The organism is Novosphingobium aerophilum (genome assembly GCF_014230305.1).
Taxonomy (GTDB): Bacteria; Pseudomonadota; Alphaproteobacteria; order Sphingomonadales; family Sphingomonadaceae; genus Novosphingobium; species Novosphingobium aerophilum.
Window position 1 is genome coordinate 14,549 of sequence record NZ_JACLAU010000017.1, and the last position, 14,231, is coordinate 28,779.

Sequence of the window (14,231 nt, forward strand, 5' to 3'; positions counted from 1 at the left end):
ACGTTGATCGGCCAAGCTGGCCGGGTGGTGAGCGGCAACTGGAGGCCATCTGGACCGCGGCGGGCCGCCCTGTCCAGCACGATGTTGCGCTGCAACGAGGGGAACGATGAGGCTCGACGATTTCGATCCGGACGCCATCGACGTGGAGGATCAGCGCGGCGGCAATTTCGGCGGTATGGGGGGCGGACTGCCCCTGGGCATCGGCGGTGGCCAGCTGGGCTGTGGCACCCTGGTGATCGTGGTGATCGCGGCGCTGGTGTTCGGGGTGAACCCGCTGCAACTGGTGGGTTCGCTGGACCAGGGTGGCGGTACCCAGGTGGGCGGTGCGCTGCCCGGGCAGGTGGCCGGACAGCAGGGCCTGCCGGGCGAAACCCGCCGGGCCGGAACCACCGTCACCGAAATATGCTCGGTCGACGAGGCCAGCCGCGACAGCTGCCAGGCGCTGAGCTCGCTCAACAAGACCTGGGAACCGATCTTTCGCGCCGGGAACCTGCCGTTCCAGCGGCCCCGGCTGGTGTTCTATTCGCAGAACGGCCGATCGGGCTGCGGCGCGGCGCAGAGCGCGATGGGGCCGTTCTATTGCCCATCCGACAACGGCATCTACCTCGACACCGATTTCTACCGCGAGCTGGAGCAGCGCTTCGGGGCCAGCGGGGACTTCGCGCGCGACTATGTGATCGCCCATGAGTACGGCCACCACATCCAGAACCTCCTGGGTCTGTCGGAGCAGGTCCACCGGCTGCAGCAGCGCGCCGGTGACGAGGCCACGGCCAACCGCCTGTCGGTCCGGCTCGAACTGCAGGCCGATTGCTACGCCGGGGTCTGGGCGGCGAAGAACGCCAGCCGGATCGAGCCGGGCGACTTGCAGGAAGGCCTGACCGCGGCGCACCAGATCGGCGACGACACCCTGATGAAGGGCGCAGGGCGGCGGCCGATGGAGGACGCCTTCACCCACGGATCGAGCGCGCAACGCATGGAATGGCTGAAGCGCGGGATCGAATCCGGCAACGAAGATGCCTGCGACACCTTCGCCGACCTGAAGCGGCGGTAGGGCGGAACCGTCCCCGCGATCGAACGTAGCCCTCGCGCGGCCAGTCGAAAGGGACAGAGATGCAACGAGGATGGCTGATCGGACTGGCCCTGGCAGTGCTCTCCAGCCCGCCGCTGCACGCGCAGGACACCGCGCCCGGCAAGGCGCCCGAACAGGACGACAGGCCCTCCCGTCCGGTGACCGACCGCGATCCCAACGCGGTCGACGTGATGGCCACCCCGGTCAGCGACCTCAATCTGCGCAAGGGCGAAATCCCGCCGATCCTGCTCGCCGCCCAGGAGGCCCCCTACTCGCTGGCAGGCTTGCGCCATTGCGCCGAACTCGGCGCCGAGGTCCGCCGCTTCGATGCGGTGCTGGGCGATGACTTCGACGTGGCCGAAGCGGCCAACCGCAAGCTCAGCGCGGGCAAGGTCGCCCAGTCGGTGGTCGGCTCGTTCATCCCCTTCCGCGGCCTGATCCGCGAGATATCGGGTGCGAACGAGAGCGAACGGCGCCTGCAGTACGCGATCTATGCCGGGAGCGCCCGGCGGGCATTCCTCAAGGGCGTGGGATTGCAGCGGGGTTGCCCATGGCCCGCCCGCCCCGCGACGCCAGCCGTGATCGCGCGGGTCCGGGCTGCGGCCGAGGCGGCGAAGGACAAGCCCAAGACGCCCTGAACGTCGAGGGCGCATCAGGGGTTGGTGGACCACCGACAAGGGTGGGGAGAGGCCATGGGGCCCACGGGGACCCGGCCTGCCAGGCCCGTGCTGACCCGTAGAAGATCATCGTCGTCCCGGGCTTGACCCGGGACAGGGCTGTTCTTTCCCCACCGTTGCCCCGCAAGCCCTGCCCCGGCTCAAGGCCGGGGCGACGATAGAAGGGCGTAGCCTGATGTCCGTGTAGGGTGGGGAGCTGCCGTTCTTCGATCCTCCCCTGTTTCATCCGCAGGATGCAACGGGGGAGGATCGGAAGGTCCAAAATCATTCAAAAAGCCGCCGTTGGAACTGCCCCCCGCCCCTTTTCGGGACCCCGTCAGTACTTGCCCGGGGCGCCCCAGACCACCAGCTTGACCCGTCGGCCCGCCGGCAGGGTGGTGACCCCGGCGGGGATGCCGTTGAGCACGCGGAAGCGGTCCTCGCGCGCATCGTCGAACGCCATGCGGGCGGAGAGCGACCCGACCGTGTCCGCCTTGCCCACCGTGACGACCTGGATCACCCGCGGACGCACCGCGGCCGCTTCGGCGGCGGTCATCCGGCGAAAGCTCTGCACCAGCGGCGCCAGGTTGCCGAGACCCGCCCCGCGCGGCGCGATCACGGTGAAGGTGTAGGCCGTGTTGGCCGAGGCGGCGATCGCGACCACCGTCGCGTCGACCGCCTGATTGCCCGAACTGGCCCCCAGGGTGGCGGTGGCGGCGGTCATGCCGTTGATGGTGGTGCGCTGCGGGGTGACGTTGACCCGGGCATTGGCCTGCCCGGTCAGCGCCGCGAACCCCTTGGTCACCAGGGCATCGAGGTTGCCATCGAAGCGTCCGCCGGTGAAGCTGGCCTGGCCGCCCTGCCCGGTGGTGGGGGTGATGGTCACGGCCTCGGCCCCGTTGTTCATGCCGTAGCCGACCGGGGCGGTGAACTGGATGCGATCCGCCGGATAGCGGAACACCTGGCCTTCGATCACGCCCTGGGCCGGGTCGTCACCATAGATCATGCCATTGAGCGCCAGCAGGAAGGCATCGCCATTGCGCAGCCCCCCGCTGGCCGTCTGCTGCCGCGCCCGCTGGAGCGACCGGGCGACGCGCGCGGCGGGATCGGGGTGGGACATGGCCCAACCGGGAGTGGTCCGGCTCTGCCCGGTGAGCCGGGCGTCGAGGCTGGTCTGGGCCGCCAGCGAGGCGAGGATGTCCGAGCTTGCCGTGGCGTCGTACCCGGCCTTGCGGGCGTAAACCACGCCGAGATCATCGGCCTCGAACTCGTCCTGCCGCGAATGGGACATGACATTGCCGACCACCAGCCGCTGGATGCCGACCTGCCCCAGTTGCCCGCCGATCTGGCCGAGCGCACCGTTGCCCAGCACCGCCCCGAGCAGCGTCTGCCCCAGGGTGCCGAGCAGCACGCTGCGTTGGGTCACCTTCTGGCGCCGGTCGGTGTGGCGGGCCGCGATGTGGCCGGTCTCGTGCCCCAGCACGAAGGCCAGCTCGGCCTCGTTGTTCATCAGCGCCAGCAGCCCGCGCGTGGTGTAGACATAGCCGCCCGGGACGGCAAAGGCGTTGGGCACGCCCGAATTGAGCAGCTTGAAGCTGAAATCGCGTTCCACCCCGGCAATGCCGGACTGCTGCGCCACCTTCAGCCCGATCTGCTTGACCAACTGGGCCTGCGGACCGGAATAGGGCCCGCCGTATTCCGCGGTCAGGTCCGGATCGGCCTGGGCCCCGGTCTGCTTGTCCGCCGCGGAAATCGACTGCGGCCCGGGGACGGCAATGGTGCCGCCCGACGACTGGGCCATGGCGGGGGCTGCCAGGGCCAGGGCCGCAACGGCCGCGAGCCAGGTGGGGTGCTTCATCCTCGTCTTCTCCCCGACAGAGCCCGGATGCCGGGCCTTTGGCGGGAATATAGGCAGGGGTCCGGCCGGTTCCACTCAAATTCGCGGAGACATTTCGATCCGCCGGGGAGCACAGGCGCTCCCCATCCCTCGTCATGCCAGCGCAGGCGGGCATGACGGGGATCGAGCATGGCAGGCTCAGTACCCGGCCAGATTGAGGGCTAGGCTTTGGCCTGATCCCGGATCGGCAGGGTGCGGACGCGCTTGCCGGTCAGAGCGAACAGGGCGTTGACCAGGGCCGGAGTGGCCGGAGGCACGCCCGGCTCGCCGATCCCGCCCATCGGGGCTCCGCTTTCGATAAAGTGGACATCGATCACGGTTGGCGCCTCGGCCAGGCGCAGGATCGGGTAGTCGGCAAAGTTCGACTGCACCACCGCGCCCTTGTCGAGCGTGATCTCCTCGGCGATCGCGGTCGACAGCGCCTGGATGATCCCGCCCTGGATCTGCGCCTCGGCGTTGCGGGGGTTTACCGTGGTCCCGCAATCGACCACCGCCGTGACCTTGCGGACCAGCGGCAGACCATCCTCGCGCAGCCCGGCCTCGACCACTTCCGCCACGATCGTGCCGAAGCACTCGACCAGGGCGATGCCGCGTGCCGTCCCGGCCGGCAGCGGCGATCCCCAGCCGGCGCGGCGGGCCGCCTCATCCAGCACCTTCGCCTGGCGCGATCCATCGGCCAGGTGCTTGCGGCGGAAGCGGTAGGGGTCCTCACCGGCGGCATGGGCCAGCTCATCCATGAAGCTTTCGGTCCAGTAGCCGAACTGGTTCGAATTGACCGAGCGGAACGGGCCGTCGATCTGGTTGGTCTTGTACTTGAAGTGGCGCCGTTCGGTCGCTGGAACCTGATAGACGAACCCCACCTCGCCCTCGACGTTTTCGCCCTGGACATAGTCGGTGCGCAACGCCGCGATGCGGCCATCCTTCAGCGCCGCGGTCAACCGGGCCGAGGACTGGACGCGGTACGAGCCGTGCTGCAGCTCCTGCTCGCGGCTCCAGATGAGCTTGACCGGCCACGGGCACTGGCTCGCCACCTTCACCACCTGGTCGATGATCTCGCACTGGTCCGGAAAGCGCCGGCCGAAGCCGCCGCCCATGATCGTGGTGTGGACGGTCACGGCCTCTTCCGGCAGCCCGGCCGCCTTCGCCGCCATCTGCCGGGTGCGGAGCGGGTCCTGCAGCCCGGCCCAGATGTCCAGCCGATCGCCCTGGCGGTGCGCAGTCAGCGCAAACGGCTCCATCATCGCGTGGTGCAGGTAGGGCACGCGATAGTCGGCGGTGATGACCTTGGCCGCCTTGTCCTCAAGCGCGGCGGCAACATCCCCGGCCTTGCTGACCTTGTCGGGCTTGTTCGCGTCGCGCAGCCGATCCTGGGCGGCGAAAATCCCCGGCGAGTTGAGCCCGCCATGACCGCCATCGGAAAACTGGGGAGCCAGCGCGCGGACGCCCTTCAGCGCGGGCCAGTAGCCCTTGCCGACCACCACCACGGCATCGTCCAGCCGGATGACCTTTTCCACCCCGGCCACGGCCAGCGCGGGCTTGTCATCCACCCCGGTCAGCTTGCCGCCCCGCACCGGGGCCATGGCCAGGGTCGCGACCCGCATGTCCGGGAGCTTCACGTCCATGCCATAGACCGCCGATCCGTCGACCTTGCCCGGAATGTCGCGCCGCGGCGGGGACTGGCCCACCGCCTTGCCGGCGCGGGCCGGCAGGGGTTCCGGTTCGGACCACAGCGTCCGCTGCGCCGCAGCCTCGGCGATCTCGCCGATCCGCAGCGACCGGCCGCTGGCCGCATGGCTGGCGCGCCCGCCGGCCAGGACGATGTCGCCTTCGCCCACCTTGAGCCGTTCGGCCGCCTCTTCGATCAGGAGCTTGCGGGCCCCGGCCGCGGCACGGGCCAGGGTCAGCCGGCCGGTGAAGCGGATCGCCGATGATCCGCCGGTCATCTGCATTGGCATCGCCCGCGCCGCGAAACCGAGCAGCGAGGCCGGGAGCGACTTGAAGATCGCTCCGAACGCGTCGGCCCCGAACCCCTCGATGATCCCCGGATTGGCGAAACCGGGCATGGCCGGCGCCTGCTCGACCACCACCTGGGCCGGATCGATGCCAAGCTCCTCGGCCACGATCTGGGCCTGGGCCGTGTGCGAGCCCTGGCCGAAGTCGATGGTCGGCGAATAGAGCGTCACCGTATCGTCGGGCGCGATCTTGAGGAAGGCGGCAAAGCCCCCTTCCCCGGGCTTGACCGTGGCGCTTTGCGCATCGGCCAGGGCCTTGCTGCCGCTCCACTTGAGCCCGAACACACCGGCTCCGGCCAGGGCCATCGAGCCGAACAGGAAAACCCTGCGCTTGATCCCCATCACGCGGCTCCCTGGGCTTGTGCGGCCGGCTGGCCGGGCGCAGCCTGATTTGTGGCGGCCTGAATCGTGGCGGCATGGATCGCAGCGCGGATCCGGGGATAGGTGCCGCAGCGGCAGATGTTGGTCATGGCCTCGTCGATCTGGGCATCGCTGGGCTTGCCGGTGCGGCCAATCAGGGCCACTGCCGCCATGATCTGGCCGGACTGGCAATAGCCGCACTGCGGCACCTGCTGGTCGATCCAGGCCTGCTGGACCGCATGGAGCGTGCCGTCCGCGCCTTTGAGCCCTTCGATCGTGGTGATCGCCTTGCCGGCCGCATCTCCGATCGGCAGCGAGCACGAGCGGACCGGTTCGCCATCGACATGCATCGTGCAGGCCCCGCAGGCCGCGATTCCGCAGCCGAACTTGCTGCCCGTCAGCCCAAGCTCCTCGCGCACCGCCCACAGCAGCGGCGTATCCGGCTCACCCTGGAACGTGACCTTGCGGCCGTTGACCGTCGCTTCGATCGGCATGCCGGCATTCCCCTCCACGCAGGCCTTAAGCGGCCCGTTGACTGACCCTAGGACATGGGCAGGGAACGGAGCAAGTGACCATGCAGGCGGCCGATACGACAAAGGGCCGGAGCGTCGCCGCCCCGGCCCTTGTTGATTGTCCTGTGCGGACGGCGTCAGTACACGCGCTTCTTCGGCTTGATGTACTCGACATCGTCGGTCAGCGTGAACTCGTGGACCGGGCGATAATCGATCTTTACCGCGCCGCCCTGGCCGCCCCAGCCTTCGAACCAGGTGGCGGTGTGCTTCATCCACTCGGCATCGTTGCGGTCGGGGAAGTCCTCGTGCGCATGGGCGCCGCGGCTTTCCTTGCGGTTGTGCGCGCTGTGCAGGGTCACGGTCGCCTGGCTGATCAGGTTGTCGAGCTCGAGCGTCTCGATCAGGTCCGAGTTCCAGATCAGCGAGCGGTCGGTCACCTTGATGTCCTGCATCCGCTGATAGGTCTGGGCCAGCTTGTCCTTGCCCTCGGCCATCAGCTCGTCGGTGCGGAACACGGCGGCGTGGAGGCTCATCGTGCGCTGCATCTCGGTGCGGATTTCGGCGGTCGACGAGCCCCCCTTGGCGTGGCGGAAGTGATCCAGCCGCGACAGGGCCATATCCGCCGAGTCCTTGGGCAGTTCGTTGTGCGCGGTGCCCGGCTTGATGATCTCCTTCAGGCGATGCCCGGCGGCGCGGCCGAACACCACAAGGTCGATCAGCGAGTTCGAGCCCAGGCGGTTGGCGCCATGGACCGACACGCAGGCTGCCTCGCCCACCGCGAACAGGCCGGGGACGACCGTTTCCGGATTGCCGTCGGCCCCGATGGTCACGACCTCGCCCATGTAGTTCGTGGGGATGCCGCCCATGTTGTAGTGGACGGTCGGCACCACCGGCAGCGGCTGGCGGGTCAGGTCCACGCCGGCGAAGATCTTGCCGCTTTCGGTGATGCCCGGCAGACGCTCGGCCAGCACCTTGGGATCGATGTGATCGAGGTGCAGGAAGATGTGGTCCTTGTGCGGGCCGACGCCGCGGCCTTCGCGGATTTCCATCGCCATCGAGCGCGAGACGACGTCGCGGCTGGCGAGATCCTTGGCCGAGGGGGCATAGCGCTCCATGAAGCGCTCGCCCTCGGAGTTGGTCAGATAACCGCCCTCGCCGCGCGCACCTTCGGTGATCAGCACGCCCGCGCCGTAGATCCCGGTCGGGTGGAACTGCACGAACTCCATGTCCTGCAGCGGCAGGCCGGCGCGCAGCACCATGCCGCCACCGTCGCCGGTGCAGGTGTGGGCCGAAGTGGCGGTGTAGTAGCAGCGGCCATAGCCGCCGGTCGCCAGGACCACGGCGTGCGACTTGAAGCGGTGGATCGAGCCGTCATCGAGGCAGATCGCGATCACGCCGCGGCACTGGCCGTTTTCCATGATCAGGTCGATCGCGAAGTATTCGATGAAGAAGTCCGCCGCGTACTTCAGGCTCTGCTGGTACAGGGCGTGCAGCATGGCATGGCCGGTGCGGTCGGCCGCGGCGCAGGTGCGCTGCACCGGCGGGCCTTCGCCCATGTTCTGCATGTGGCCGCCGAACGGACGCTGGTAGATCGTGCCATCGGCGTTGCGGCTGAACGGCACGCCGGCATGCTCCAGCTCGTAGACCGCCTGGGGCGCCTCGCGCACCATGTATTCGATCGCGTCCTGGTCACCCAGCCAGTCCGACCCCTTGACGGTGTCGTACATGTGCCAGGTCCAGTGGTCCGGCGTGTTGTTGCACAGCGAGGCGGCGATCCCGCCCTGCGCCGCGACCGTGTGCGAGCGGGTCGGGAACACCTTGGTGATGCAGGCGGTCCGCAGTCCGGCCTCGGCCGAGCCCATGGTGGCGCGCAGGCCCGAACCGCCGGCGCCGACGACCACCGTGTCATAGGTGTGGTCGATGATCTTGTAGGCAGGGGCGGTCATTATCAGGCTCCGAGCGCGAGACGGACGATGGAGAGGACGCCGAAGGCGGCACCGGCGAAGGCGGCCAGATCGAGCGCCAGCAGGAAGATCAGCTTGCTGCCGTGTTCGTGCTGGTAATCCTCGATGACCACCCGCAGGCCGGCGCGGGCGTGCCAGAAGTTGACGATCACGAACAGGACCATGGCGGTTGCCGGGACGGGCTTGGAAATCCAGGCCTTGACCGTCAGGTAGTTGTAGGCGGGCAGCAGCAGCAGCGAGACGAGCAGATAGATCGAGACGAGCAGGCTGGCGAGGCCGGTGAAGCGTTCCTGCAGCCAGGTGCTCGCGCCGCTGTGCGCCGAGCCCAGGCCGCGGACGCGGCCGATCGAGGTTCCGTTACCCATGACGAGGTTCCTTAGCGCGCGAGGATGATGGCCCAGGTGCCGATGGTCAGCAGGATCGAGAAGACGATCGTCAGGACCGACCAGCGGGCGTTGGTCTCCAGCTCGTACCCCGCGCCGATGTCGAGCACATAGTGGCGAAGGCCGGTGGCGGTGTGCTGCCAGAAGGCCCAGGTCAGACCGATCAGCACGAGCTGGCCGACCGGGTGGACCATGCATTTGACGAACTGGGCATAGGTCTCGGGCCCGCTGGCCAGAGCGCCGAGCCAGTAAAGCAGGACGGCCAGGCCGAGGAGCGACAGGCCGGATCCGGTGACGCGGTGCAGGATCGAGACGAGCATTGCCGGGCCCCAGCGCCAGATCTGCAGGTGGGGCGAAAGCGGACGGTTGCGGGTGCCAACCTTGTTCGCACTGGCCATCTTCGCGGTATTCCTCAAGTTGTTCCGGCTTTTCGCCGGTGACAGGCGGTGGGCTGCCCCCGTCCGCGCGTTCCCCCTTAGTGATTCCGCGCTGCGGTGCAAGCACAAGCGGCGGTCACCCGTACCAATGCGCAGGTGCTTTGCCTTGCGCCCGCTTGGCCCTATGGACAAGCCATGCCCCTGCCTTTCGCAACTCTCCCTGTCCTGCTGCTTGCCGCCACGCCCGTCGCTCCTGCCGCTCCCGTTCCGCCCACGGTCCCGCAAGCCTGCGCCGGCCGCGATGGCTGGAGCGAACCCACTGTGCCGCAAAGGATTTTCGCGAATGTCTGGTATGTCGGAACCTGCGGCATCAGCGCGATCCTGATCACCTCGGCCCAGGGCCATGTGGTGATCGACGGTGGTCCGCGCGATGCTGGCGGGCTGATTGCCGCCAGCATCGTCAAGGCCGGTTTCCGCCTCGGCGATGTCCGCTGGATCCTGTCCAGCCACGAACACCATGATCACGCCGGCGGGATTGCCGAACTGCAGCGCCTGACCGGAGCGAAAGTGGCCGCGACCGCGCCCAACGCCGCGGTGCTCGAAACCGGGGTCCCGGCTCCCCAGGATCCCCAGTCCGGCGATCTCACGCCTTTCCCGGCGGTACGGGTCCGCCGGGTGCTGCGCGATGGCGAGGTGCTGCATCTGGGTCCGATCGCGATCAAGGCCCATGCCACGCCGGGTCATTCCCCCGGTTCGACCAGTTGGACCTGGCGCGCCTGCGAGGGGCGGACCTGCCATGCCATGGCCTATGCCGATTCCATTTCGGCGGTGGCCGCCCCGGGTTACCGCTTCACCGATCATCCCGACTATGTCGCCGGCTTCCGCAAGGCGCTCGCCCGGGTCGCCTCGCTGCCCTGCGATCTGGTGATCACCCCTCACCCGTCGGCCAGCAACCTGTTCGACCGGCTGGCCGGCAAGGCCCCGCTGGCCGAAACCGGCGCTTGTCGACGCTATGCCTCGCAGGGGTTTGCCGGGCTCCAGGCCCGACTCGCCAGCGAAGCCAAGGAGGCCCGCCCGTGAGCTGGAAGATCACCGCGTTCGCTCCGCGACCCGTGGTCGAGGCGGCCCTGATCGCGCACGAGGACGTGTTCGACTGGGACCCCGATATCGTCATTTCCGGCAGCGAAGTGGCCGAGGACCAGCCCGAGGACTGGCGTCTGGAGGCCTGGCTGCCCCGCCGGCCGACCCGGGCGGACCGCGCCGCGGTGGCCGGCCTCTTCGCGGGCGATGTCCCTGACCTGACCGTCGAGAAGCTGCCCGAGACCGACTGGCTCACCCTGTCGCAGCAAGGGGTTCAGCCGATCCGCGCCGGCCGGTTCCACGTCCACACCCCCGAACATCCCGCTGCGGACGAACCGGGGCTGCGCGATTTTGTCATTCCCGCCAGCCAGGCCTTCGGGACCGGCCAGCATGCCACCACCTCGGGCTGCCTGACCATGCTGACCGAAATGCGGCGGCGCGGCGTGATCGTGCGCAATTGCGCCGATATCGGCACCGGCACCGGCCTGCTGGCCTTTGCCGCGCTGGACCTCTGGCCGCGGGCCCTGGCCACCGCCAGCGACATCGACCACGTCTGCACCGGCGTGGTGATCGACAACGCGGGCGCCAACGGCGTGCCGCTCGGCGCCGGGTCGGGCCAGCTGACGATGCTGATCGCGGATGGCATGGATCACCCCTTGCTGACTGCGCGGGGCCCCTATGACCTGATCATCGCCAATATCCTGGCCGGGCCGCTGATCAGCCTGGCGCCCGACTTCGGCCGGCACCTCGTCCCTGGCGGCCACCTGTTGCTGGCCGGCCTGCTCGAAACGCAGGAAGCCCAGGTCCGCTCGGCCTGCCGGGCCGCCGGACTGCGCCTGGCCGCACGGCTGGTCCGGGGCGACTGGTCGATCCTGTGGCTGCGCAAGCGGACCGACTGGCGCAGGCCGAGGGGGCGATAGCCTGCGATCCGGGCAACCGCCGCGTCCACTTTCGGCGACCACCCTGCCTCAACGGGCATGTTGACAAAATCAATTTCGGGAAACGCCGCTTAGGGCGTTCTGCATAGAGTCGGTGCAACCGAATGCATTGATTCTCAACCTAGAGCGGCCTCGTCCAAAAAGGAAGTTGGCGATGCTGCGGTGGTTCGAACGCGATGCTCCGATCCGGGTGAAGTTCCGGTTCATGCTGGCGGTTCACGGCAGTCTGTCCGCCCTGGGCCTGCTGGCCACCGTGGCCGCCGCGCGATCACCCGGAGCTCTGTGGCCCATCGGGGTCTCGGCCCTGGTCCTGCTGGCGACGCTCACCCTGGTTCCGCTGTTCAGCCGCCTTGTCTGCACGCCCTATGTGGACACGGTGGTCCGCATGGAGGCTCTGGCCGGGGGCGACATCGACAGCCCGGTGCTTTACACCCAGCATCACGATTGCGTCGGCCGAATGACCAAGGCCATGGCCGTGTTTGCGCACAACGTCCGGTCCATTCGCGAATCGGAAGCCGCCCTCGAACGGATCGTCAGCACCATGCGCCAAGGGCTGCAGCACCTGGCCAGCAAGGACCTGTCGATCACCCTGAACGAACCGCTGGCACCGGAGTACGACCAGCTGCGCCAGGACTTCAATCGCGCCACGGCGGCGCTGCGCGAAACCATCGGCGCGGTGCTTGACGCGGCTTACGATATCCATGCCAGCGCCTCGGAAATCCGCGCCGCCACTGACGATCTGTCGACCCGCACCGAACAGAATGCCGCGGCCATCGAAGGCACCACCCGCGCGATGAGCGAGGTGAGCACCGGCGTTCAGACCAACGCCGAGTCCGCGGCCGAGGTCAACCGCTCGGTCAGCCAGGTCCATGGCGAGGCCAGCGAAGGCGGCCGCGTGGTCGATCGGGCGGTCGATGCGATGCAGGCCATCCACACCTCCGCCCAGGAGATCTCCAAGATCGTCGGCGTGATCGACGGGATCGCCTTCCAGACCAACCTGCTGGCACTCAATGCCGGGGTCGAAGCCGCGCGGGCCGGGGAAGCCGGCAAGGGTTTCGCCGTCGTGGCCAACGAGGTCCGCGCCCTCGCCCAGCGCTCGGCCGACGCCGCGCAAGAGATCAAGGCCCTGATCAGCCGTTCGAACAGCCAGGTCGAGCAAGGCGTGGCCCTGGTCGGAGAGACTGGCTCGGCCCTGGCCAAGATCGTGGATCGCATCGGCCAGGTGCGCGGCAGCGTCCAGTCGATCGCCGATACCGCTGGCCGCCAGGCGACAAACCTGTCCCAGGTCAACGGCTCGATCGGCGAGATGGACCGCATGACCCAGCAGAACGCCGCCATGGTCGAACAGAGCACCGCTGCCGCGCGCGGGCTGGCGGATCGCGCCGACGAACTCACCCGGCTGGTCAACGCCTTTCGCACCGGCCATGCCCCGCAAGCCGCCGCGCGGCATGCCACCCCCGCGCCGCGCGTTCCGTCATCGCAAGCCGCCCGGCCGGCGTCCCGGCCGGCCGTGGCCGGCAACCTGGCCCTCGCCGAGGCGCCGCAGGATGACTGGTCCGCCTTCTAACGGCGGCCCGGCCGGCCCCGCACGGCGTAGATCGCTCCGCCCAGGAGATTCCAGATCAGGCAGGCGATCAGGGTCTTGGTCGGCAGGCTGATGAACAGGTAGAGGCACCCCGCGACGGCCCCGCAGCCGACCAGGATGCCCCCCGGCACCCGGAACGGCCGGTCGGCCTCGGGCTGCCGGCGGCGCAGCGTGATCAGGCAGATGCCCACCGCGGCAAAGGCGATCAGCGTCCCGGCATTGGCCAGGGCGGCGATCTCCGAGATCGGCAGGATGCCGGCCAGCACCGCCACGATCACGGCGGTCAGCGTGGTCACCCGCGTCGGGGTTCCGCGCGCGCCGAGCCGGGCCAGCGAGGTGGGCAGGAAGCCGTCACGCGCCATGGCGAGGAAGATCCGGCTCTGGCCATAGAGGAAGCCGAGCAGCACGGTGGGCAAGGCGATGATCGCGGCAATCGCGACCACCCGCGCCACCCCTTCGCGGCCCATCTGGCGCAGGATCAGCGCCAGCGGCTCGGGGCTCTGGGCAAAGTCGGCGAAGGGCCGCGCGCCAATCGCCGCGGCGGCCACCAGCACGTAAACCAGCGTGCAGATCGCCAGCGAACCCAGGATCCCGATCACCAGATCGCGTCCGGGATTGTGCGCCTCCTCGGCGGCCGTGGAAATGGCGTCGAAGCCGTAGAAGGCAAAGAAGATGATCGCCGCGGCGGCCATCACGCCGCGCTCGACCCCGTCCGGGCCCAGATGCTTGCTGAAGCCATAGGGCATGAACGGGGTCAGGTGCGAGGCATCGAACGCGGGTAGTGCCACCAGGACGAACAGGCTGAGCGTCAGGATCTTGACCACGACCAGCACGGTGTTGATCCGCGCGCTTTCCCGCGTGCCCAGCGCCAGCATGCCCGCCACCACGGCGATGATCAGGATCGCCGGCAGGTTGACGATCCCGCCCAGCTCCGGCCCCTTCACCAGCGCGCCCGGAACGCCGACCGCCTCGAGCAGCGGGGCGGCATAGCCGGACCAGCCGACCGCGACGGTCGAGACGACCAGCGAATACTCCAGGATCAGGCTCCAGCCGACGATCCAGCCGATGCCCGGACCCAGCACCTTGTGGCTGTAGCTGTAGGCGCTGCCCGCTGCGGGCATCATCGCCGAGAGTTCGGCATAGGCGAGCGCCGCGCAGGCGCAGATCGCTCCGGCGATGGCGAAGGACAGGAGCACCGCCGGCCCCGCCCGATCCGCGCCGACCCCGATCAGCGTCAGAATGCCCGTGCCGACGATCGAGCCGACCCCCAGCGCGATCAGGTGCGGCCAGGACAGGCTGCGGGTCAGCGGGGCATGAGGAGATGCGGTCGGTTCGGTCGGGATCATATGGGCTTCCTGGGATCGCTGGGGCGGCGATACTTGCCGCAAGATCGCCGCT

Annotated in this window: 12 protein-coding genes; 5 read left to right on the forward strand and 7 right to left on the reverse strand. The window is 68.9% G+C overall.

Annotated features, from left to right (window positions below):
• The first annotated feature begins 106 nt into the window (after nucleotides 1–106).
• Together ypfJ and H7F49_RS11145 are read left to right on the forward strand one after the other, a co-directional pair.
• The gene (ypfJ, locus tag H7F49_RS11140) at nucleotides 107–1,051 is read left to right on the forward strand and encodes a KPN_02809 family neutral zinc metallopeptidase (RefSeq protein WP_185683680.1); all 945 of its coding nucleotides are present in this window, start codon (nucleotides 107–109) and stop codon (nucleotides 1,049–1,051) included.
• 59 nt (nucleotides 1,052–1,110) lie between these two features.
• Complete coding sequence (locus H7F49_RS11145; RefSeq protein WP_185683681.1) at nucleotides 1,111–1,707, forward strand: hypothetical protein; 597 nt, start codon at nucleotides 1,111–1,113, stop codon at nucleotides 1,705–1,707.
• A 355-nt stretch (nucleotides 1,708–2,062) separates the two neighbouring features.
• Here the strand turns inward: H7F49_RS11145 and H7F49_RS11150 are convergent, their stop codons facing one another.
• The 6 genes from H7F49_RS11150 to sdhC all read right to left on the reverse strand — a co-directional run bounded on the left by H7F49_RS11150 (nucleotide 2,063) and on the right by sdhC (nucleotide 9,251).
• On the reverse strand, nucleotides 2,063–3,583 hold the full coding sequence (locus H7F49_RS11150; protein ID WP_185683682.1) for a M48 family metalloprotease: 1,521 nt from the start codon (nucleotides 3,581–3,583) through the stop codon (nucleotides 2,063–2,065).
• A 200-nt stretch (nucleotides 3,584–3,783) separates the two neighbouring features.
• Nucleotides 3,784–5,976: a xanthine dehydrogenase family protein molybdopterin-binding subunit gene (locus H7F49_RS11155; protein ID WP_185683683.1), complete on the reverse strand. Its 2,193-nt coding sequence runs from the start codon at nucleotides 5,974–5,976 to the stop codon at nucleotides 3,784–3,786.
• A complete protein-coding gene (locus tag H7F49_RS11160) occupies nucleotides 5,976–6,488 on the reverse strand; it encodes a (2Fe-2S)-binding protein (protein ID WP_185683684.1) in 513 nt (170 codons plus the stop codon). Before H7F49_RS11160 ends, H7F49_RS11155 begins: the two co-directional genes overlap by 1 nt.
• Before the next feature lie 155 nt (nucleotides 6,489–6,643).
• Nucleotides 6,644–8,452 (reverse strand): succinate dehydrogenase flavoprotein subunit, encoded by a 1,809-nt coding sequence (sdhA, locus tag H7F49_RS11165; RefSeq protein ID WP_185683685.1) that lies wholly within the window; start codon nucleotides 8,450–8,452, stop codon nucleotides 6,644–6,646.
• 2 nt (nucleotides 8,453–8,454) lie between these two features.
• Nucleotides 8,455–8,835, reverse strand: a complete 381-nt coding sequence (sdhD, locus tag H7F49_RS11170; RefSeq protein ID WP_185683686.1) for a succinate dehydrogenase, hydrophobic membrane anchor protein — start codon at nucleotides 8,833–8,835, stop codon at nucleotides 8,455–8,457.
• Between the two features lie 11 nt (nucleotides 8,836–8,846).
• Nucleotides 8,847–9,251: a succinate dehydrogenase, cytochrome b556 subunit gene (gene sdhC / locus H7F49_RS11175; RefSeq protein ID WP_185683687.1), complete on the reverse strand. Its 405-nt coding sequence runs from the start codon at nucleotides 9,249–9,251 to the stop codon at nucleotides 8,847–8,849.
• 174 nt (nucleotides 9,252–9,425) lie between these two features.
• Here sdhC and bla point away from each other — a divergent pair, with 174 nt between their 5' ends.
• The 3 genes from bla (at nucleotide 9,426) to H7F49_RS11190 (ending at nucleotide 12,815) form a co-directional block, all read left to right on the forward strand.
• The gene (gene bla, locus H7F49_RS11180) at nucleotides 9,426–10,310 is read left to right on the forward strand and encodes a subclass B3 metallo-beta-lactamase (RefSeq protein WP_185683688.1); all 885 of its coding nucleotides are present in this window, start codon (nucleotides 9,426–9,428) and stop codon (nucleotides 10,308–10,310) included.
• On the forward strand, nucleotides 10,307–11,230 hold the full coding sequence (locus H7F49_RS11185) for a 50S ribosomal protein L11 methyltransferase (protein WP_185683689.1): 924 nt from the start codon (nucleotides 10,307–10,309) through the stop codon (nucleotides 11,228–11,230). The genes bla and H7F49_RS11185 overlap by 4 nt, the downstream gene beginning before the upstream one ends.
• A 172-nt stretch (nucleotides 11,231–11,402) precedes the next feature.
• Entirely contained in the window at nucleotides 11,403–12,815 is a 1,413-nt protein-coding gene (locus tag H7F49_RS11190; protein WP_185683690.1) for a methyl-accepting chemotaxis protein, read from the forward strand.
• On the opposite strand, the gene H7F49_RS11195 is transcribed toward H7F49_RS11190, so the two are convergent.
• The gene (locus tag H7F49_RS11195; protein WP_185683691.1) at nucleotides 12,812–14,179 is read right to left on the reverse strand and encodes an amino acid permease; all 1,368 of its coding nucleotides are present in this window, start codon (nucleotides 14,177–14,179) and stop codon (nucleotides 12,812–12,814) included. The two genes, H7F49_RS11190 and H7F49_RS11195, sit on opposite strands and share 4 nt — an antisense overlap.
• Between the last annotated feature and the right edge of the window lie 52 nt (nucleotides 14,180–14,231).

Excerpts from the sequence above, each read along its gene's own strand:
- ypfJ (WP_185683680.1), top strand. The coding sequence starts at position 107 with ATGAGGCTCGACGATTTCGATCCGGACGCCATCGACGTGGAGGATCAG.
- H7F49_RS11145 (WP_185683681.1), top strand. The coding sequence starts at position 1,111 with ATGCAACGAGGATGGCTGATCGGACTGGCCCTGGCAGTGCTCTCCAGC.
- H7F49_RS11150 (WP_185683682.1), bottom strand. The coding sequence starts at position 3,583 with ATGAAGCACCCCACCTGGCTCGCGGCCGTTGCGGCCCTGGCCCTGGCA.
- H7F49_RS11155 (WP_185683683.1), bottom strand. The coding sequence starts at position 5,976 with ATGGGGATCAAGCGCAGGGTTTTCCTGTTCGGCTCGATGGCCCTGGCC.
- H7F49_RS11160 (WP_185683684.1), bottom strand. The coding sequence starts at position 6,488 with ATGCCGATCGAAGCGACGGTCAACGGCCGCAAGGTCACGTTCCAGGGT.
- sdhA (WP_185683685.1), bottom strand. The coding sequence starts at position 8,452 with ATGACCGCCCCTGCCTACAAGATCATCGACCACACCTATGACACGGTG.
- sdhD (WP_185683686.1), bottom strand. The coding sequence starts at position 8,835 with ATGGGTAACGGAACCTCGATCGGCCGCGTCCGCGGCCTGGGCTCGGCG.
- sdhC (WP_185683687.1), bottom strand. The coding sequence starts at position 9,251 with ATGGCCAGTGCGAACAAGGTTGGCACCCGCAACCGTCCGCTTTCGCCC.
- bla (WP_185683688.1), top strand. The coding sequence starts at position 9,426 with ATGCCCCTGCCTTTCGCAACTCTCCCTGTCCTGCTGCTTGCCGCCACG.
- H7F49_RS11190 (WP_185683690.1), top strand. The coding sequence starts at position 11,403 with ATGCTGCGGTGGTTCGAACGCGATGCTCCGATCCGGGTGAAGTTCCGG.
- H7F49_RS11195 (WP_185683691.1), bottom strand. The coding sequence starts at position 14,179 with ATGATCCCGACCGAACCGACCGCATCTCCTCATGCCCCGCTGACCCGC.